The 19703-nt window shown below is 37.4% G+C and carries 20 protein-coding genes; all 20 read left to right on the top strand.

The features are described 5' to 3' along the window. Positions 1-148: 148 nt before the first annotated feature. The 20 genes from LPC09_RS14645 (at position 149) to fabF (ending at position 19694) form a co-directional block, all read left to right on the top strand. Positions 149-1738: a long-chain-fatty-acid--CoA ligase gene (locus tag LPC09_RS14645; protein WP_098794775.1), complete on the top strand. Its 1590-nt coding sequence runs from the start codon at positions 149-151 to the stop codon at positions 1736-1738. 12 nt (positions 1739-1750) lie between these two features. Further along, positions 1751-2617, top strand: a complete 867-nt coding sequence (locus LPC09_RS14640) for a branched-chain amino acid ABC transporter permease (protein ID WP_098794776.1) — start codon at positions 1751-1753, stop codon at positions 2615-2617. After that, on the top strand, positions 2614-3621 hold the full coding sequence (locus LPC09_RS14635; RefSeq protein ID WP_098794777.1) for a branched-chain amino acid ABC transporter permease: 1008 nt from the start codon (positions 2614-2616) through the stop codon (positions 3619-3621). The genes LPC09_RS14640 and LPC09_RS14635 overlap by 4 nt, the downstream gene beginning before the upstream one ends. Then, entirely contained in the window at positions 3621-4394 is a 774-nt protein-coding gene (locus LPC09_RS14630; RefSeq protein ID WP_098794778.1) for an ABC transporter ATP-binding protein, read from the top strand. The genes LPC09_RS14635 and LPC09_RS14630 overlap by 1 nt, the downstream gene beginning before the upstream one ends. Continuing rightward, positions 4378-5085: an ABC transporter ATP-binding protein gene (locus LPC09_RS14625; protein ID WP_098794779.1), complete on the top strand. Its 708-nt coding sequence runs from the start codon at positions 4378-4380 to the stop codon at positions 5083-5085. Before LPC09_RS14630 ends, LPC09_RS14625 begins: the two co-directional genes overlap by 17 nt. Before the next feature lie 82 nt (positions 5086-5167). After that, positions 5168-6385 (top strand): ABC transporter substrate-binding protein, encoded by a 1218-nt coding sequence (locus LPC09_RS14620; RefSeq protein WP_098794780.1) that lies wholly within the window; start codon positions 5168-5170, stop codon positions 6383-6385. Between the two features lie 272 nt (positions 6386-6657). After that, on the top strand, positions 6658-7821 hold the full coding sequence (locus LPC09_RS14615) for a thiolase family protein (protein ID WP_098794781.1): 1164 nt from the start codon (positions 6658-6660) through the stop codon (positions 7819-7821). A 27-nt stretch (positions 7822-7848) separates the two neighbouring features. Beyond that, on the top strand, positions 7849-8997 hold the full coding sequence (locus tag LPC09_RS14610; RefSeq protein ID WP_098794782.1) for an acyl-CoA dehydrogenase family protein: 1149 nt from the start codon (positions 7849-7851) through the stop codon (positions 8995-8997). A 33-nt stretch (positions 8998-9030) separates the two neighbouring features. Next, positions 9031-10215: a thiolase family protein gene (locus LPC09_RS14605; RefSeq protein ID WP_098794783.1), complete on the top strand. Its 1185-nt coding sequence runs from the start codon at positions 9031-9033 to the stop codon at positions 10213-10215. Between the two features lie 28 nt (positions 10216-10243). Next, positions 10244-11419, top strand: a complete 1176-nt coding sequence (locus LPC09_RS14600; RefSeq protein ID WP_098794826.1) for an acyl-CoA dehydrogenase family protein — start codon at positions 10244-10246, stop codon at positions 11417-11419. Between the two features lie 52 nt (positions 11420-11471). Further along, positions 11472-12236, top strand: coding sequence for a 3-oxoacyl-ACP reductase FabG (fabG, locus tag LPC09_RS14595; protein ID WP_098794784.1), 765 nt, complete (start codon positions 11472-11474; stop codon positions 12234-12236). Between the two features lie 55 nt (positions 12237-12291). Next, positions 12292-12741: a MaoC family dehydratase N-terminal domain-containing protein gene (locus LPC09_RS14590; protein WP_098794785.1), complete on the top strand. Its 450-nt coding sequence runs from the start codon at positions 12292-12294 to the stop codon at positions 12739-12741. Further along, on the top strand, positions 12738-13160 hold the full coding sequence (locus LPC09_RS14585) for a MaoC/PaaZ C-terminal domain-containing protein (RefSeq protein ID WP_098794786.1): 423 nt from the start codon (positions 12738-12740) through the stop codon (positions 13158-13160). Before LPC09_RS14590 ends, LPC09_RS14585 begins: the two co-directional genes overlap by 4 nt. Further along, complete coding sequence (locus tag LPC09_RS14580) at positions 13157-14104, top strand: alpha/beta hydrolase (protein WP_231307656.1); 948 nt, start codon at positions 13157-13159, stop codon at positions 14102-14104. The genes LPC09_RS14585 and LPC09_RS14580 overlap by 4 nt, the downstream gene beginning before the upstream one ends. 174 nt (positions 14105-14278) lie before the next feature. Then, positions 14279-15649 (top strand): MFS transporter, encoded by a 1371-nt coding sequence (locus LPC09_RS14575; protein WP_098794788.1) that lies wholly within the window; start codon positions 14279-14281, stop codon positions 15647-15649. Positions 15650-15953: 304 nt separating this feature from the next. Continuing rightward, positions 15954-16172 carry a hypothetical protein gene (locus LPC09_RS14570; protein ID WP_098794789.1) on the top strand — a complete coding sequence of 73 codons (219 nt, stop codon included), beginning with the start codon at positions 15954-15956 and terminating at the stop codon, positions 16170-16172. Between the two features lie 163 nt (positions 16173-16335). Beyond that, on the top strand, positions 16336-17100 hold the full coding sequence (locus LPC09_RS14565; RefSeq protein WP_098794790.1) for a DUF4397 domain-containing protein: 765 nt from the start codon (positions 16336-16338) through the stop codon (positions 17098-17100). A 126-nt stretch (positions 17101-17226) separates the two neighbouring features. Beyond that, positions 17227-17436, top strand: coding sequence for a hypothetical protein (locus LPC09_RS14560; RefSeq protein ID WP_141549635.1), 210 nt, complete (start codon positions 17227-17229; stop codon positions 17434-17436). A gap of 379 nt (positions 17437-17815) precedes the next feature. Continuing rightward, on the top strand, positions 17816-18253 hold the full coding sequence (locus tag LPC09_RS14555; RefSeq protein WP_098794792.1) for a DUF6376 family protein: 438 nt from the start codon (positions 17816-17818) through the stop codon (positions 18251-18253). Between the two features lie 199 nt (positions 18254-18452). Next, positions 18453-19694: a beta-ketoacyl-ACP synthase II gene (fabF, locus tag LPC09_RS14550; RefSeq protein ID WP_098794793.1), complete on the top strand. Its 1242-nt coding sequence runs from the start codon at positions 18453-18455 to the stop codon at positions 19692-19694. The last annotated feature ends 9 nt before the right edge of the window (positions 19695-19703 follow it).

Genomic DNA, 19703 nt, shown 5'->3' with positions numbered 1-19703 from the left:
TAATCGGGTAAATCATTTCTGAATTAAGTGACAAAATGGTGAACATTTCGCTTAGTTGTCACTTATTTTTTGTTTTGGCATGAAAATTGCTTGATGTAAAGCAGTGAGGTTTTGACCTTTATGAAAAAGGAAATAGGGGGAATGGAATTTGAATAGACCTTGGTTAAAGCATGTAGTTGAAGGAAATCCGGTTGAAATTGAAATACCAGAAATATCGTTACCTGATTTGTTTCAACGCTCTGTTGAAATGTATGAAAATAAGATTGCGGTCACATTTTATGATAACTCATATTCTTATTCACTTTTAAATGATTCAATAAATAGAATGGCGAGCGCACTAGTAAAACGTCAAGTAAAAAAAGGTGATCGAGTCGCAATCATGCTTCCGAATTGTCCTCAATATCCCATTAGCTATTATGCAAGTTTACGATGTGGAGCAACCATCGTACAAATTAATCCAATGTATAAATCATCTGAACTTCTATACGTCCTCAACGATTCACAGGCAAAGGTCATCATTGTTTTAGATCAACTCCTACCCGTCGTAGAAAAAATCTTACATGAAACATCGGTAACTACGATCATTCCTGTTTCTTTCGAAAAAGAAAGCTTGTTTCATCAATTACTAAAAGATCCTGGTGATACAATCCCTAATGAAAAGATTGATCCTAAAGAAGATATTGCTGTTCTTCAATATACAGGAGGAACAACAGGTCGTTCAAAAGGGGCAATGTTAACACATTATAATTTAGTTGCAAATACACTCCAAAGTGCTGCTACTGCACATGTTAAAACAAATACTGGGGAAGAGCGCGTTCTAACCATTTCTCCTTTGTTTCACGTCTATGGGATGACAAGTGCGATGAATCTTACTTTTTATAATGGTGGAAACTTAATTCTCGTACCTCGATTTGAAGTGGAAGAGGTCGTGAAAATAATAGAAAAAACAAAGCCAACCTCATTTCCAGGTGTTCCAACAATGTATATTGCACTACTTAATTACTATAATACCTATAAGTTTGACTTAAGCTGCCTTAAAACCTGTACAAGTGGTTCTGCACCACTTCCTGTTGAAGTGATAAACCGTTTTAATGAGGTAAGCGGAACGAATGTTGCTGAAGGGTATGGATTATCTGAGGCATCTCCTGTCACACACCGCAATCCTATTTCGGGACTTCAAAAGCGGGGAAGTATCGGAATACCAATACCTAATACAGATGCTAAGGTTGTTGATATAGCTTGCGGCGAGCAGGATTTGCCAATTGGAGAGGTAGGCGAGTTAATTATAAAAGGACCTCAAATTATGAAAGGGTATTGGAATATGCCTGAAGAAACAGTTAATACAATACGTGATGGCTGGTTATATACTGGAGATTTGGCGATGATGGATGCTGATGGATTTTTCTATATTGTTGGACGTAAAAAAGAAATGATATTAGCAAGTGGATTTAATGTATATCCAATTGAAGTGGAGGATGTTATTTACAGTCATTCAAAAGTGCTTGAAGCAGCTGTTATCGGTGTTCCAGATGAATACCGCGGTGAAACAGTTAAAGCAATTGTTGTTACCAAAGAAAATGAACGTATAACGGAGGATGAATTAATTCAATTTTGTCGAGAAAGACTTGCAGCCTATAAAGTGCCTAAAGAAATAGCCTTTGTAGAGGAACTTCCGAAAACAGCGGTTGGAAAGATTCTAAAACGGACTTTAAAAGAAATGTATTCTGTATCCAAATAGAGGAGGGAACACATGGATATTTTATTGCAGCAATTATTTAATGCACTCACAATTGGAAGCGTTTATAGTTTAGTTGCACTTGGCCTGACTTTAGTGTATGGGATTTTGCATATTCCAAATTTTGCGCATGGAGCTTTATATATGGTTGGTGGTTATATCACCCTTTTATTTATGGAGAGCATGGGTTTACACTATTGGCTTGCAATATTTATTTCCATTATTGTCGTTGGATTATTAGGCGTTGTTATGGAACGGTTAGTTTTCCATCCATTGCGGAATGCTCCGCCAATACATGACAAAATCGCAGCAATTGGTGTTCTCTTATTTTTAGAAGCTTTAGTTCAGTTAGTATGGGGTGCTGAATATCGCAGAATGTTATCTCCTTATGATATTGTTGTAGATTTTCTTGGCCTAACTGTTACTGCACAAAGACTTCTTATAATCGGTACAGCTATTCTTGCCATGATTCTTTTGCATTTATTTTTGAAAAAAACGATAACAGGTTCAGCGATCATTGCAATGTCGCAAAACCGAGAGGGCGCATTTTTAGTAGGTATTAATGCAAACAAAGTGGCCATGATTACGTTTTTTATTTCGGGGGCTCTAGCAGCATTCGCTTCTTCAATAGCATCACCTATTAATCTAGTTTTTCCTGGTATGGGTCATCTTGTTATTTTAAAAGCATTTGTCATCATCATTATTGGTGGAATGGGTAGTATTCCCGGAGCAATTATTGGTGGTTATATCTTAGGATTTTCCGAAAGTCTCAGTGCGACATTTATTTCAAATGATTATAAAGATTTAATTGCATTTTTATTATTAGTGGCAATTCTGACTATTAAACCGAAAGGCTTGTTTGTAAAGGGGGCTCGTTCATGATGAGTTTCTTAAATAAAAGAAATACCACCATTTTGTTAATCGTAGTGGCTATTTTGATGCCTTTGTTAACAGATAACCCATACTTATTACACATATTTTCAACTGCTTTTATATGGACGATTGGAGTTTATGGATTAAATTTGATTGGCGGGTTTACTGGTCAGCTTTCATTAGCACATGCTGGTTTTTTCGCCATCGGTGCCTATTCGGTAGGAATACTAACAGTAAAAGTTGGGCTTAATTTTTGGTTGACTCTACTGCTTGGAATTATCATTACGACCATTATCGGCTTTTTAATAGGCATAATCGCCCTCCGAACGAAAGAACATTTTTTTGCCATCTATACACTTTGTGTTGGGTACATCATTTATCTTGTTATTTACAAATGGGAGGCACTAACAGAAGGAGTCCGTGGTTTAATTGGGATCCCACCACCGGCACCAATTGGACCGATAACCTTTCAAACACCTATATCCCAATACTATCTTTTATTATTTTTTCTCGTTTTAACTATTTTTATTTTTACGAGGATTATTAATTCTCTTATCGGCAGAACATATATGGCCATTAGAAATAGTGAAGAGTTAGCTCAAACGATTGGGATCGAGACAATGAAACAAAAACTAGTTTCATTTGTTTTGTCCACATTCTTTGCGGGGTTAGCAGGCGGTTTGTATGCGTCATTTGTTCGATTTATTGGACCTGATATTTCTTATATAAACGTTACTTTTGATATGTTGATGTATTTATTAGTTGGAGGTATTGGCACACTCTCCGGACCGCTTGTTGGAACTCTTCTTGTTGTCTGGATTTCTCAATATCTACAATTTTTACAAGACTATCGAATGCTCATTTTTGGTCCGATTCTTGTTCTCTTGATTATTTTTTATCCAAGGGGGATTGTCGGAGGAGTGCAAACATGGCTAATCAAGCAGAGAACTAAAAAGTCTCAGAAAGATCTTTCTCAAAATCTGCAATCTGTTGTTGTAAAGGAGGAGAAATAATGCTTATCCAAGTAAAGGGACTGACGAAAACATTTGGTGGGCTGACTGCCGTTAATTCAGTAGACTTTGAGATTGAAAAAGGAAAGGTAACGGCAATTATTGGTCCTAATGGTGCAGGGAAATCTACATTTTTTAACTTAATTAGTGGCTTTCATCAACCCTCGTCAGGCTCGGTAATGTTTGATAGCACAGATATCACATCATTAAAGGCACATCAAATTGCAAAGCTTGGTATTGCTAGAACATTTCAAACCACAAATTTATTCGAGCAATCAACGGTATTGGATAATGTACTAATTGGACATAGATTACGAACCTCATCAGGGTTATTTGATGCGATTTTTCGAACATCTCGGATGAAAAGAGAAGAAAAGGAATCATTAGAAAAAGCACATGAAGTATTAGAGTTTGTTGGGTTAACAAACCTTGCCAATAAGCATGTGTCAGAGATTTCGCAAGAAGAAATGAAGCGCACAGCATTTGCATTAGCTCTAGCAACAGATCCGGTAATTGTGTTTTTAGACGAACCAGCTGCAGGTGTAAATCCTGAAGAAACAGACGGTTTAGCAGAGTTGATTAAGAAGATGGTTTCAAAAGGAATATCAGTTTGTCTCATTGAACACAAAATGCAAATGATTATGAATCTAGCAGATAAGATTATGGTTTTAAATTATGGACAAAAAATTGCCGAAGGAACTCCAGAAGAGATCAAAAAAAATCCAGCTGTAATTGAAGCTTACTTAGGAGGTGAAGCTGTTGCTCAAGCTTACTGATGTTTCTGTTTCTTATGGTGGATATCAGGCATTAGAACATATCAATCTTAGTGTGAAACAAGGAGAATTTGTTGTTTTATTGGGTGCCAATGGTGCTGGGAAAAGCACAATCTTTCGAACGATTAGCGGTTTAAGTAAACCGTCTTCAGGCAGCATTGAATTTAACAACCAAAGTATAAGTGGACTATCGGCAGATCGACTTGTGTCACTTGGAATTGTTCAATGTGCAGAAGGGAGAAAGCTATTTCCGCAAATGACTGTTTATGAAAATCTCATTTTAGGTGGCTTTGTTCATCGAAGAGATAAAGGAAAACGAAAAAAATCACTTCATGAAGTTTTTGAGCTTTTTCCTATTTTAAACGACAAAAAAGATGACCCAGCTGGATCGCTAAGTGGTGGACAGCAACAAATGCTCGCCATTGGGAGAGCCCTTATGGCATCTCCTAAGGTTATTTTACTTGATGAGCCATCTATTGGTCTCGCTCCTTTAATTGTAGAACAAGTGTTTAGTGTTATCCAACAAATAAACAAAAATGGAACAACAGTTCTTTTAGCTGAACAAAATGCAAATGCTGCACTAAAAATTGCCGATCGAGGCTATGTAATTGAAACAGGAAAAATTGTACTAGAAGGTAGCAGCAAGGACTTATTTGAAAATGACGAAGTGAGGAAAGCGTATATAGGTGCTTAGGTCTTGAGCCTTAATTGAAAGGAGGTGTCTACTTCTTTTTACAGGTTTATTTCTTTGAAAAAAGATTTAAGGGGGAAAAAGGATGAAAAAGCTTGTTTATTTCTTTGCTTTTGTACTAATTTTTATGCTTGCAGCATGTAGTGGGAACACATCAACAGAACCAGCAAACCAAAGTGAAGGGAACACAGAAGAAACAACATCAAATACAGAAGAGAAACCCGCAGGTGAAGTTGTTAATATTGGGTATAGTGGCCCTTTAAGTGGTCCTGCTGCCTATTATGGTGAGAACACATTAAGTGGCTTATCTATGGCTGTAGATGAAATTAACAACAATGGTGGATTTGAAGTGGACGGTAAAAACTATTCTTTAAACCTAGTTTCTTTAGATGATAAATACTTACCGAATGAAACAGGGGCAAATGCAAAACGGTTAGTTCAAGAAGACAAAACACCAATCATTTTTGTTCCACATAGTGGTGGTATTTTTGCTACACAAGTTTTTAATCTTCAGGAAAAATTTATAATTGGAGCTTATTCAAGTGAACCGAAGATAACAGAACAAGGAAATCCGCTAACATTACGTATTCCTCCAAAGTATAGCTCATATATTGAGCCGTTTTCAAAATATCAAATGGAACGATTCGGTAAAAAGATTGCCATGCTTCCAACTGCTAGTCAATATGGAAAAGACTGGGCTGCATTACTTGAACCAGGTTGGAAGGATTTGGGTGGAGAAGTGGTTTATAAAGGATCCATTGACTTTAGTAAAGATACAGACTTTTTCACAATCGTTACGAATGCATTGAAAGAAAAGCCAGATGTTTTATTCGTTGGGGGTCCATCAGAGCCGACTGCCCTTGTTATTAAACAAGCTAGAGAACTTGGTTTTAAAGGAGGATTCCTCATAATGGACCAAGCAAAACTGGATGAAATTGAAGCTGTGTTGGGTGGTCCAGACTTAATAGAAGGATCTGTTGGGGTATTACCACTTATTAACTCTAAAAATGATAGCAATGAGAAATTCATTGAAGACTATGCAGCAGCAAAAGGTAAAAATCCGGGCTCAGAGGCTGGTTATCATTACATGGCTATGTACCTGTTTGTAGAGGCGATGAAAGCTGCAGGGTCTGTTGATGATCCAGATGCAATTATGGCACAAGTAGAAGCTGGATTAAATAATCTCCCTGCTGATAAACGAATCTATGAAATTACTGAAATAGAAGAAAACGGCGGCTTAACAACAGAGCTTCGAATGGGTGTTGTAGAAGGTGGGAAAATCGTTGATAAATCAGTTCAGTAAAAGGTGTTAGAGGGTGGTGCCTGGCACCACCCGATTTTTCTTAGGAAACAGGTGAAAAGTCAGGATCCCTTGTTGACAGAGGTTCATTTTCAGAGCAAGCAAGAGAATTTTTAATGCAATAATGAAAGATAGCTTACAAAAATGAATTAACATCACTGAAAAATAATCCAAAAATGAATTGCTTATTTCTCAAGTTCTTATAGATAGTCATAAGATTATTGGCATGAAACTTGCTACATAAAGGATAAATGAAACATAGAGGAGATGTTAGTATGACACAAGCAGTAATTGTTTCTGCTGTCCGAACACCAATTGCAAAAAAAGGTGGAGCCCTATCAGCATTAGATCCTTACATTTATGGGGCGATTACTATAAAAGAAGCATTAAAACGGATCAATTTAGAGGGAGCAGAAGTTGATGATGTCATTTTAGGAAACTGCTTATCCGGTGGAGGCAATATCGCCCGACTTACGTTACTAGAAGCAGGACTACCTTTTTCGGTACCTGGATTAACAATTGATAGACAATGTGGCTCAGGCATTAATAGCGTTGCCTTAGCAGCAGAAGCAATCATAGCAGGTCAAGCAAAAATAATCATTTCAGGCGGAACCGAGAGCATGTCACGAACACCATATTTATTAGCACCACAAGATAAACCATTTGATCGCATGCCACCCAAATTTGTTTCTCGAAACCTTTCACCTAACCATATCGGTGACCCGCCAATGGGCATTACAGCTGAAAATTTAGTAGAAAAATACAGCATTACAAGAGAAGAGCAAGATGAATTTTCACTACGAAGTCAACAACGCATGGCTGCGGCGATGGAAAATGATTATTTCAATGAACAAATTGTTTCAATTCCAATTAGAACAAAAAAAGGTGAGATTCTTTTTACAACAGATGAACACCCAAGACCAAATGTAACAATGGAGCAGCTCGCAAAGCTATCACCGGCCTTTAGGCAAGGAGGGAGTGTTACAGCTGGTAACTCTTCTGGTGTGAATGATGGGGCTTCAGCGCTTGTAGTGATGTCTGAAGATGAAGCAAAGAAAAGAGGACTACAACCTTTAGCCTGGATCACAGGCTGGTCAATCGCAGGAGTGGATCCGAACATCATGGGTATTGGCCCGGTCCCAGCTGTTCAAAAGCTTTTATCTCAAAGAGAAGAAGATTTAGATGAGTATGATTTAATTGAAATTAATGAAGCCTTTGCTGCACAGGTGTTAGCATGTGACCGTGAACTCTCCTTTAACATGGATAAAGTAAACGTAAATGGTGGCGCGATTGCACATGGACATCCAATTGCCGCAACAGGAGGAATGTTAATCACAAAGCTTGTTTATGAGATGAAACGCCGAGATGCAAAAAAAGGCTTAGTTACTGCATGCATTGGAGGAGGCCAAGGCATTGCCTTGTCATTAGAAAGAAAATAAAGACTTCAGGATGAAAGGAGTGTAGAAATGAATTTTCAGTTTGATGAAGAAATTCTTTATTTAAGGAATAATATAAGAGATTTTATTAAAAATGAAGTAGAGCCACATGCCATGCAAATTGAAGATGATGACGAGATTCCTAAAGAAATCATCGAAAAGTCAAAGGAACTCGGATTGTTTAGCCTTAGTATTCCAGAGCAATACGGTGGACTTGGGATCGGAATGGTTGGAAAATGTGCGCTTTATGAAGAAATCGGAAAAACACATAATGGTTATACAACATTGATCGGGGCTCATACAGGTATCGGAACTGTAGGCATTGTTGAAATGGGCAATGACCAACAAAAGAAAAGATTTTTACCTGATATGGCTAGAGGAGACAAAATTGGAGCTTTTGCTTTAACAGAACCTCAAGCTGGTTCACATGCTACAAACTTGAGAACAACTGCAATTAAGAAGGGAAATAAATATATTTTAAATGGGACGAAACATTATATAACAAATGCAACTGTAGCCGATGTTTTTACGGTTATGGCTGTAACTGATCCGGAAAAAGGTGCTAAGGGGATAACGTCTTTTCTTGTTGAAAGAAATTCTCCAGGCTTTAAGATCGGAGCAATTGAACGAAAAATGGGACTTCATGGTTCACAATCAGCAGAACTGATTTTTGAAGATTGTGAGGTTCCCGAAGAAAACGTGTTAGGCGAAGTTGGTCAAGGCTATGTTAATGCCCTTAAAATTCTAGCAAATGGCAGAGCGGGTCTAGCAGCTAGAAACTTAGGATCTTCCCAAAAGCTTTTGGATATGTGCATGATCCATGCCGAGGAGAGAGAGCAATTTTCTGTACCTATCATTGAGCACCAAGCAGTTGCCCATATGTTAGCCGAGATGGCAATGGAGATTGAAGCACTTAGATCATTTACGTACAGAGTTGCATGGATGGTTGATCAAAATGAAAAGGTGATTAAAGAAGCGGCCATGCTAAAACTTTACGGCTCTGAAGTTTATCATCGCGTTGCAGATAAAGCTGTCCAAATTCACGGTGGTTTAGGTTATATAAGAGATTTTCCAGTTGAAAGATATTATCGAGATGCAAGAATTACAAGAATCTATGAAGGAACATCCGAGATTCAGAAAAATATTATTGCTGGACAATTAAGAAAAGAATATTGCTAGATTCCTGCAATAAGATAAGAAAGGAGGCAAAGAATGATTGATGATATTGTAATTGTAAGCGCTATCCGCACACCGGTTGGTCGATTCGGTGGATCATTAAAAAATGTAAACTCAGGATATTTAGGTGCAATTGTAATCGAGGAAGCCATAAGGAGGATCAACCTTTCTTCAGAATTAATTGATGAAGTAATTCTAGGAGAAGTCAGGCAAACAACAGAATCCTCAAATGTTGCTAGAGTAGCGGCATTAAGAGCAGGAATTCCTGAGAAAACACCTGCTTTTACGGTTAATAGACTTTGCGCTTCAGGTATGCAAGCTGTAACCTCAGCTGTTCAACAAATTTCGTTTGGGCAGGCAGAAATTGTTGTTGCTGGTGGAACGGAATGCTTAAGTCGAGCACCAATTTATTTAAGAAATTCCAGATTTGGAGAAGGTGCTCCTACCTTAGTAGATTCTAATCTTGAAAATGGTCAGCAGCCAATTGAATTATATGGAAAAGATCTAGGGATGGGCATGACAGCTGAAAATGTCGCAGAAAGATACAGTGTTTCACGTGAAGATCAAGATGAATTTGCTTATAACAGTCAACAAAAAGCGGCAAAAGCAACTGAAAGAGGAAGCTTTAAAGAAGAAATAACACCTGTGGAAATAAAAGAAAGAAAAAATATTTTTCAAGTGACTAAAGATGAACATCCTCGACCTAATACTAGTTTAGAAGGTTTAGCTAAGTTAAAGGCAGTTTTCAAAGAACATGGCTCAGTTACAGCCGGTAACTCCTGTGGCAGAAATGACGGTGCTGCCGCGATGGTTATGATGAAAGGAAGTAAAGCAAAAGAATTAGGTTTAAAACCATTAGCTAGAATAGTAGATTGGGCGACTGCTGGTGTTTCTCCTAAAGAGATGGGAATTGGTCCTGTACCCGCGATACAAAAGCTACTTGCACGAACCAATCTGACCCTTCCTGAAGTCGGCCTAATTGAATTAAATGAAGCATTTGCTGCACAAGCATTAGCGGTTATTCGAGAGGCTAGACTAGATACAGACAAAGTAAATGTAAATGGTGGAGCAATTGCTCTTGGTCACCCGCTTGGGGCAACTGGCTGTAAAATCATGATTACGCTTTTATATGAGATGAAAAGAAGACAAGAGCAATATGGGATGGCAACTTTATGTGTAGGTGGAGGCCAGGGAATGGCTGTAATGCTTGAATTACTATAAAAAAATATTTGTTAATGAGGTGAAAGGGATGCATTTACGTTTAACAGAAGAGCAAAAAATGGTTCAAAAAACAATTAGAAAATTTGTGGAAAAAGAATTAATGCCCCTCGAGAATGAAGTATTACGAAACGAACGTGAAGGAAAGCCGAGTTTGCCACCGGGAAAATTAAAGGAATTGCAACTAAAAGCAAAAGAAGCTGGTTTCTGGGGGATTAATACTCCAGAAGAATACGGTGGAGCTGACTTAGGTCAAATGATGTTAGCAATTGTAATGATGGAGGTTTCGAAAACATTTGTCCCGTTTCAATTTGGTGGGTCGGCAGACAATATTCTTTATTACGGCAATGAAGAGCAAAAAAATAAGTATTTATTGCCAACAATTAATGGTGATAAAAAATCTTGTTTCGCGATGACAGAGCCTGGAGCTGGTTCAGATACAAGAAATATTAAAATGACAGCTGTTAAGGACGGAAATGAATGGATATTAAATGGGGAAAAAACATTCATTACTGGTGGCAATGAAGCTGATTTTGTAATGGTTATTGCGATCACAGATAAAGAAAAGCATCAGGCCACAGGTCGTGATGGTGTAACATGCTTTATCGTTGACCGAGATATGGGCTGGAAATCAGAATACATTCACACGATGGGTGAGTGGGGACCAGCCGGCCTTGTTTTTGAAAACGTCCGAGTTCCAGAAGAAAATATTCTAGGAGAAGTGGATGGCGGATATAACTTAGGCCTTGAATGGATTGGTTTTGCAAGGTGGATTGTAGGAGCCAGAGCTGTAGGTGCCGCTGAAAGACTCCTACAAATGGCTTTAGATTATTCAAAAGAGCGTGAAACATTTGGAAAACCGATATCTGAAAGACAAGCAATTCAATGGCAGATTGCTGACTCTGCTGTAGAAATTGATGCAGCGAAATGGCTCGTCTTAAACGCTGCTTTCACACTTGATCAAGGTGAAGATAATCGCCATTTAGCATCTATGGCAAAGCTTTATGGAGCAAACATGGGAAATCGAGTAGTTGATCGGGTACTGCAGATTCATGGAGGAATGGGTTATACAAGAGAGCTGCCAATTGAACGTTGGTATCGTGAAGCAAGATTGTGGAGAATTTATGATGGAACAGATGAAATTCAACGCTTAATCATTTCTCGTAATCTATTAAAAGGCCATGTGAAGGTAGGACAATTTATATAAAAGGGTAACATGATAAGATTGAAATACAGACGAACTAATAAGGAGGATGTTTATGTCAGGAAGATTTGATGGAAAAGTAGCTTTTGTAACGGGTGGAAGTCGAGGGATTGGGAAAGGAATTGTTGAACTTTTTGCAAGTGAGGGAGCTAAAGTTGCTCTTATTGATGTGAATGAAGAGGCAGTCCACGAAACAACTAAGGAATTACGTGAAAAAGGGTATAACGTGTTTTCAAAGGTTGCTAGTGTGGTAGAAGCAGATCAACTGGAGGCAGCAATGGAGGAAACATATAACAATTCTGGGTCACTTGATATCCTTGTTAACAACGCGGGTGTAATTCGTGACAATCTACTTTTTAAAATGACCGACGATGATTGGCAGCTCGTTATGGATGTTCATTTAAAAGGCTCGTTCAATGCGGCTCGAGCTGTACAAAAATATATGGTTGAAAACCGATATGGAAGAATCATCAATATTTCTTCAACATCCGCCTTAGGTAACAGAGGTCAAGCCAATTATGCAACGGCTAAAGCAGGTTTACAAGGCTTTACAAAAACATTAGCGATTGAACTAGGAAAATACGGGATTACTGCTAATTCAGTAGCACCAGGTTTTATTGAAACAGATATGACTAAAGAAACGGCTAGGCGTCTTGGCATTTCTTTTGAAGATCTAATCCAGGCGAGTGTCTCAAAGATTCCTGTTGGTCGCAGTGGGAAACCAAGTGATATCGCAAATGCAGTAGCTTTTTTTGCTGACGAAAAGTCATCCTTTATAAACGGTCAGGTTATTTATGTTGCAGGTGGTCCAAAAAATTAAACTTTATTTGTGACGTAAATGAAGTGGGAAATCATGCAAAAAAGGAGGCAACAATATGATTAATGAAGCAATTGGAAAAAGATCTCCAGGTGTCAAAAATGTTGTTGAACGAGGTGCCGTAAAAAAGTTCGCCGAATCGATTGGTGATCTTCACCCTATTTTTGTAGATGAAGAGTTTGCTAAAACATCTAGATATAAGAAAAATATTGCTCCACCTACATTTCCAAGGATTTTTGATTATGGTGTGATAGATGAGCTTGATTTACCAGCTAAGGGATTAATTCATGGTGAGCAAAAATATCATTACAAAAGACCGTTGCTTGTGGGTGAAGAGATTATCTGCTATCAAGAAGTAAAAGATTACTATGAGAAGCAGGGAAAACTCGGGAATATGGGATTCTTAGTGTTAAAACAGTATGGTGAAGATCTTAACGAAGAGCTCATTTTCACTGCTGAGCAGGTTGTCATTATTAATGAAGCTGTAAGGAAGGTGATGAGTATATGAGCAGTTTATTAAAATGTCAGATAGGTGATATTTTGCCAATTGTTACATTACCTCCTGTTTCAAGATTAGACCTTATAAAGTATGCTGGTGCTTCAGGAGATTACAACCCAATTCACACAATTGATGATGAAGCTAAAAAAGCTGGCTTACCAGCTATCATCGCTCATGGAATGTGGACGATGGGGAATTTGGCAAAGTTATTTACCCCATATCATGAAGAAGGTTTTATTCAGGAGTATCAGATTCGCTTTAGGGGAATGGTTTTTCTTGGTGACATCATTTCATTAAAAGCAAGATTAACAGAAGAGAATGAAAAATACTCTACATTCCAAGTAAACGCAGTTAATCAAAATGGAGTGGATGTTATTAAAGGAATTGTTAAATTTGCAAAATATAAAAATAAAGAGGTATCATCATGACATTACATCCGCAAGTTATTGCACTTTTACAACATTTTGAAAAACGAAATGTACCTTCAGTTGAGCAGCAAAATCTGCAAGAAGCAAGGGCTCTTTATGTTGAGTCTAGTTCTTCCTTAAATATTACAGAAGAAATTCATCATGTTGAAGACAGAGAGATACCAGGATATGAACATGAAATATTGATCAGAATATACAGCCCTAGTGAAAAAACTTCACTACCTGCTCTAGTCTATTTTCACGGAGGTGGCTGGGTAATTGGCAATATTGAAACACATGATTCATTATGCCGACTATTAGCTAACCATGCTCAATGTAAAGTGATATCTGTAGAATACGGCTTGGCTCCTGAATACAAGTTTCCAGTCCCTGTGGAAGATGCGTATCTTGCAACGAAATGGGTGTATGATCATGCTGACGATCTAGGTATTGATCAAAAGTTCATTGCAGTAGGTGGTGACAGTGCTGGTGGAAATTTGGCTGCAGTTACTTGTTATTTAGCAGTTCAAAGGAAAGATTTGAATATTGGTCATCAGCTATTATTTTATCCTTCAACAGGTTTTGAACCAACAGAATCTTATGAAAAATATGGAGAAGGATATTACTTAACAAAATCTACGATGAACTGGTTTAGGGAACAATATCTTTCGAGCATATCTGATACTCAAAGTCCATTAGCAGCGCCTATGCTCATCCCTGAAAACGATACTGCTAAGCTTCCACCGGCATATATTGTTACGGCTGAGTATGATCCGTTATGTGATGGAGGAGAAGCATATTCCAGGAAGCTTTCACAAGCAGGAGTTCAAACAACGTATGCTTGTTATCCAGGAATGATCCATGGTTTTATGTGTATGACCCTTCCGTTAGAGGATGGAAGAAAAGCCATATATGAAGCAGCTGAATACCTTAAAAATCAATATCAAAAACAACAGGTGACATAATGTAACTGTTTTGTAAGGGTGAACCTATACTATGTTCATCCTTTTTTGCTTATTTGGGACAATTCTTCATAAAGTACATTTTTCGATAATCGAAGCACTTTTCTTTTATAGGAAGAAAAAACGTATTATGATAAGATCATTGTTTAATAAATTGAAAGAAACAGGTGGTATCAAATGTCTTCGGTTTCCATTGCTGCTCCTAAAAGTACAGGGGCAGAATCCATACAGGAAAACAAAATTGTCTTCATTTGGAGTTTTATTGTTTGGCTTGTTGTCATGAATACAACGATGTTTAATGTGGCTTTACCAAGTGTGTTAACAGATTTATCTCTTACCTCTTCAACAGCATCTTGGATTGTATCGGGATATTCAATTGTTTTTGCCATTGCTACTTTAACATTTAGTCGTCTTTCTGATTATATTCCAATTTCGAGATTGCTTCTTATCGGACTATCCATATTAGGAGTTGCTTCAGTTATCGGCTTTTTTGCCAACTCATTTCCACTTTTATTAACTACTAGGGTTCTTCAAGCGGCGGGAGCAGGAGCTGTACCAGGTCTTGCGATGGTGCTAGCAGGAAGATATATTCCAATAAGTAGAAGAGGAAAAGCCATGGCCCTCATTGCATCAGCCTCTTCACTTGGATTTGGACTGGGACCTGTTATTGGGGGAGCTATTACTCAATATTTAGGATGGAATTACTTGTTTGTAGTAACAGGATTAGTTGTTTTATTTATTCCACTTTTACAAAGACTGTTGCCGAAAGAAGAGATTAAGAAGGTGAAATTTGATACGTTAGGTGGATGCTTAACAGCAGCAGGTGTAACTGGTGTGTTGTTATTTCTCTCAACCTTTTCTTATATCATCTTATTTTCAAGCATGATTATTCTTTGGCTGATGTGGAGGCATATTAACAAAGTAAAGATGCCGTTTATCCAGCCAAAATTGCTAAAAGAGAAGCAATATCTTAAATTGCTTTTTATCGGATTTGTCGCGTTTGTCACCCATTTTTCTACCCTCTTTCTTATGCCGATCATATTAACAGATGTTTTTGGAAAAGATCCTGCGGAAGTAGGGATGATGATTTTCCCTGGAGCTATTTTGTCTGCTGTGGCTGCACAGTTTATTGGGAGGTTAATTGATCGGTTTGGCAATGGTCCGCTTATTCTTTTTGGGCAACTATTCTTATTTATTGCAACGGTTTTATTTACATTGTTGTCAACGAAGTCACCATATTTTATCTTACTAACTTATATGTTTATGAGCACCGGTTTCTCAGCCCTTACATCAAGTGTAGCTAATGAAGTTTCAAGGATTCTCCCAACTGAAGAGATTGGGATAGGGATGGGGATGACCCAGCTGATTCAATTTTTCGGAGGAGCCTTTGGTGTAACATTAACGGGGATCTTGATTACTCTTCAAGATGGCTTGGCTGTAGACCTCATTTATCGTAATATTTTTGGTGGATTGGCCTTTCTCGTTACACTCGCTATTATGTTGTTTCATTTTTATATCAAAGCAAGAACAAATACGACACACGGATAAACCGTGTGTCTTTTGCTTATTCCTCATCGTTGATTTCACCATCACCGATTTCATCTTCACCAGGAGCATCATCACATGCCACCACAGAAGTAGCAAGAAGTGCTGCTAGTAAAATTGCCAGTAACTTTTTCATTTTCTTTTCATCCCACATTCCCACCGTATCTGTTTATTTTTTCCTGACCTAGAATTGATTATGTAACCTTTTTTGAAGACTAAAAAATTAGTGAGTTGTCCCAATATACTCGTCCACTCGTTTTTATGTTCGTTTCATAACATGTAGTAAAAGAGAATGGAGGTGGGATAAATGTCAGAAAATAGAAAAAGGCTAGTGATTAATGCAGATCGTGTAATCATTAATGCAGATGAAGTGATTATCGTTGAAGCAGATGATAAAAGGCGTCGTCGTCGTTTTGATAATGATGTTGCAGGTGTAGAAGATAGAAGAGATAGAAGATATGACCGAGATGATGATGTACTAGGTGCTGAAGATCGCAGAAGAAGAAGAAGGGGCTTTCCTTGGTAGAAAAATGAATTGAAATATAAAAACAGAGTGGAGAAATCTACTCTGTTTTATGTGTGACTATTTACAACTGCAAAAAAATTATTGTGAAAATGACAAAAAATAGGAAACTATATAGGCGTTTTACATATTGTATGGTGTTAATACTATTTTAGGAGTGAATAGCATGCACCAAAATGAATCAATGTTGGTACTTGAAGCGGCAAAATATCAAATGCTGGCGGACTACTATAAATACTCAAATCCTCAGCTGCACATCATGTATTATCAAAAACACTTAATGTGTGTACAACAACTTGCAGCTGCAGATTTTCACGGACATACTTACGGAATGGCAGACAGAGCTGGACAGCAGAATTCCTTTATACGTGTTTTTCATGCCTCTCCAGACGCACCGGGTGTTGATGTTTATGTAAACGGAAATAAAGCCATTACGAATCTTGTTTTTCAAGAAACAACTGATTACTTACAATTACCATATGGTCGCTACACGATTGAAGTGTACCCAACTGGGGAAACAACTCAGCCTGTTTTAAGAGAACAACTTTCTTTAACAAGAAATACTTACTACACTGTTGCAGCAACTGGAAGGGTAGCAAACCTTAAATTAAATGTTTTTGTAGATAAACCGTATGTAAGCCCGAACCAAGCAAAAGTCCGGTTTATTCACCTCTCCCCAGGTGCTCCAAATGTTGATATTGCAGTTCAAGGTGGTAAGGTGCTCTTTCCCAATGTTCCGTACGAAAAAGCTACAGATTACCTGACATTATCTCCATTAACTGTTAATTTAGAAGTTAGAGTTGCTGGAACTAATAATGTCGTGTTAACGATTCCGCAAGTACAGCTTAAAGCTGGAAAGACCTATACAGCAGTTGCGGTTGGTCTTGCAGGTGGAAATCCTCCATTAGAATCTCTATTTTTGATGCCTTAGCACCTAAAGAACCTAAAAAGAAAAAGTTACGCAAGTAGCTTTTTCTTTTAGGAATGATAACTAAACAGTGTAAGAGGGTGAGGTGTAATTATCTTATACTTAATACTCTTTCTAATATTGTTATTTTTGTTACTAATTGTAGGTAAACACATCAAAAATAAAAAGAAACTAATCCAAACTTATACCTTTCAGAACTTTATTGATACAGAACATGCTACTCATCATCTAGAAAAAAATGATGAGTCAATCGTTGAAAAAATTAATGAGTTCTTTGATACCAAAGAGAAAAATGAAAATGACGATATTGATTCAAATGACATTGTGGATGAAGAATAATGTTCGTTGATTTTGATGTTTTAAAAGATTTTTTACCACTTACCATATGAACGTGATAAAATAAAGAAGTTCTTATACATACTAGGGGGATATTCATGGACGAAATGGCAAAAAGATACATAGAGTTATATTTATATTTTTCAAGAGACTTAGGTCGATTTCTTACAGAACCCGAACAAGAATTTCTCAAATGGTTAGTGACAAATGAATCTTAAACAATAAAAGGTTAACAACCATGATGTTAGCCTTTTAATTGTTTTTAGCGTTATTAGTCAGAACAAAGTCTTTGAAACTTTCTTCACCACTTATCCGTATAAAACTTATAACTTATAACTTATAACTTATAACTTATAACCTATAAACTCATAGGAGTGATAAAATGAAAAAGCTTTCTTTTCTTGTAATTATTGCGGCTTTTATGCTAACCACTGCGTGCTCTGTAGTAGATGAAGTAAATCAATCGCTGGACTATGTTAATGAAGCAAATAGCTTGTTAAACTCAATGAGTGATTTTGCTGAAAATGCACCAGGTCTAATTGAAAATGCTGCAAGTGATCCAGAAATGAGAACTGAACTTGAAAATCAGGTAAACACATTAACCGAAAATATTGAAGAATTTAATAACATAGATGCTCCAGCAGTTGCTGAAGACCTACATCAGGATCTTGTTTCAAAAAATGAAGAATTACTAAATCAGTTTGAACAAGTTCAACAAGATGGAGAAGTAATGGTGGAAGAAATACAAAATAGTGAAATATTTCAAACTGTAGAGGATATCACATCATTTATTGATGCTGTTGAAAAATTGGAATTATAATAGAAATGACCTCCAGACATGGGGGTCTTTTTACATTTATAAAAAGTTTCTTTTAGTACCGGTAACTTTTCATTTTTCATGATCTGGTATAAGATATATGTATGTGCTACTAAGACCAAGTCATAAGTTATCTGTTTATCTATCATATTAAATAGAATTAGTTTATATCATATATTTGTTATAAAGGAGAGAGCCTAACATGAAGAAGCGAGTTGTGATTACAGGTATTGGAGCTGTAACACCACTAGGTAATGATGCACGAACAACCTGGGAAAATATTAAAAGTGGAGTATCGGGCATTGCACCTTTAACACGTATTAATTCAGAACAGTTTCAAGTGAAAGTAGCTGGAGAAGTAAAGAATTTTTCAACAGATGAGTATATTGACTTTAAAGAAGCGAGAAGAATGGCAAGATTTACTCATTTTGCAATAGCTGCAAGTAAAATGGCAGTGAATGATTCGGGAATTAAAATAGGAGAAACAATTGACCCTGAACGTGTTGGAGTATGGATAGGTTCGGGAATCGGTGGACTTGATGAATTTGAGGAACAACATAAACGTTATTTAAATAAAGGTCCAAAGCGTGTTAGTCCATTTATTATTCCTATGTTCATTCCAGATATGGCTTCTGGCAGGGTTTCAATTGAGATTGGAGCAAAAGGGATTAACAATTGCTCAGTAACTGCATGTGCTTCGGGTGCTAACTCTATTGGAGATGCTTTTCGAGTTATTCAAAATGGTGTAGCAGATATGATGATTGCTGGTGGATCTGAAGCATCGATTACCGAGATGACAGTCGCAGGGTTCACTAATATGACGGCTTTATCAACAAATCAGGACCCAAACACAGCTAGTCGACCTTTTGATAAAAATCGTGACGGATTTGTTATCGCTGAAGGGTCGGGTGTTGTTGTTTTAGAAGAATTAGATCATGCCTTAGCTCGCGGTGCTAAAATTTACGGAGAACTTGTTGGTTATGGTGCGACTGGGGACGCATATCATATTACAACACCTGCACCAGAAGGAGAAGGCGGACAACGTGCTATGAAACTAGCATTATCAGATGCTAATTTGCAGGCAGAGAATGTTGATTACATTAATGCCCACGGCACAAGTACTTATTATAATGATTTAAATGAAACAAAAGCAATAAAAGAAGTATTTGGTCAACATGCTTACAAACTTGCTGTAAGCTCAACAAAGTCGATGACAGGACACTTGTTGGGTGCAGCAGGTGCGGTGGAAGCCATTTTCTCTTTGCTTTCAATAAAAGATGGTGTCATTCCTCCAACCATTAACTATGAAACATCCGATGAGGAACTAGATTTAGATTATGTACCGAATGAAGCAAAGCAATCAGATGTTTCTGTTGTTTTATCAAATTCATTTGGCTTTGGTGGACATAATGCCACGTTAGTGTTTAAAAGATATGATAAATAAGGAAAGCAC

Origin of the sequence: Metabacillus sp. B2-18, from assembly GCF_021117275.1 — a bacterium.
Classification (GTDB): domain Bacteria; phylum Bacillota; class Bacilli; order Bacillales; family Bacillaceae; genus Metabacillus.
Note: the sequence above shows the minus strand (reverse complement) of the source record. Positions and strands in the feature narration are given on the sequence as shown.

Coding starts and splice junctions, on each gene's coding strand:
- LPC09_RS14640 (WP_098794776.1), top strand. CDS start 1,751: ATGGATATTTTATTGCAGCAATTATTTAATGCACTCACAATTGGAAGC.
- LPC09_RS14635 (WP_098794777.1), top strand. CDS start 2,614: ATGATGAGTTTCTTAAATAAAAGAAATACCACCATTTTGTTAATCGTA.
- LPC09_RS14630 (WP_098794778.1), top strand. CDS start 3,621: ATGCTTATCCAAGTAAAGGGACTGACGAAAACATTTGGTGGGCTGACT.
- LPC09_RS14620 (WP_098794780.1), top strand. CDS start 5,168: ATGAAAAAGCTTGTTTATTTCTTTGCTTTTGTACTAATTTTTATGCTT.
- LPC09_RS14615 (WP_098794781.1), top strand. CDS start 6,658: ATGACACAAGCAGTAATTGTTTCTGCTGTCCGAACACCAATTGCAAAA.
- LPC09_RS14610 (WP_098794782.1), top strand. CDS start 7,849: ATGAATTTTCAGTTTGATGAAGAAATTCTTTATTTAAGGAATAATATA.
- LPC09_RS14605 (WP_098794783.1), top strand. CDS start 9,031: ATGATTGATGATATTGTAATTGTAAGCGCTATCCGCACACCGGTTGGT.
- LPC09_RS14600 (WP_098794826.1), top strand. CDS start 10,244: ATGCATTTACGTTTAACAGAAGAGCAAAAAATGGTTCAAAAAACAATT.
- fabG (WP_098794784.1), top strand. CDS start 11,472: ATGTCAGGAAGATTTGATGGAAAAGTAGCTTTTGTAACGGGTGGAAGT.
- LPC09_RS14590 (WP_098794785.1), top strand. CDS start 12,292: ATGATTAATGAAGCAATTGGAAAAAGATCTCCAGGTGTCAAAAATGTT.
- LPC09_RS14585 (WP_098794786.1), top strand. CDS start 12,738: ATGAGCAGTTTATTAAAATGTCAGATAGGTGATATTTTGCCAATTGTT.
- LPC09_RS14580 (WP_231307656.1), top strand. CDS start 13,157: ATGACATTACATCCGCAAGTTATTGCACTTTTACAACATTTTGAAAAA.
- LPC09_RS14575 (WP_098794788.1), top strand. CDS start 14,279: ATGTCTTCGGTTTCCATTGCTGCTCCTAAAAGTACAGGGGCAGAATCC.
- LPC09_RS14570 (WP_098794789.1), top strand. CDS start 15,954: ATGTCAGAAAATAGAAAAAGGCTAGTGATTAATGCAGATCGTGTAATC.
- LPC09_RS14565 (WP_098794790.1), top strand. CDS start 16,336: ATGCACCAAAATGAATCAATGTTGGTACTTGAAGCGGCAAAATATCAA.
- LPC09_RS14555 (WP_098794792.1), top strand. CDS start 17,816: ATGAAAAAGCTTTCTTTTCTTGTAATTATTGCGGCTTTTATGCTAACC.
- fabF (WP_098794793.1), top strand. CDS start 18,453: ATGAAGAAGCGAGTTGTGATTACAGGTATTGGAGCTGTAACACCACTA.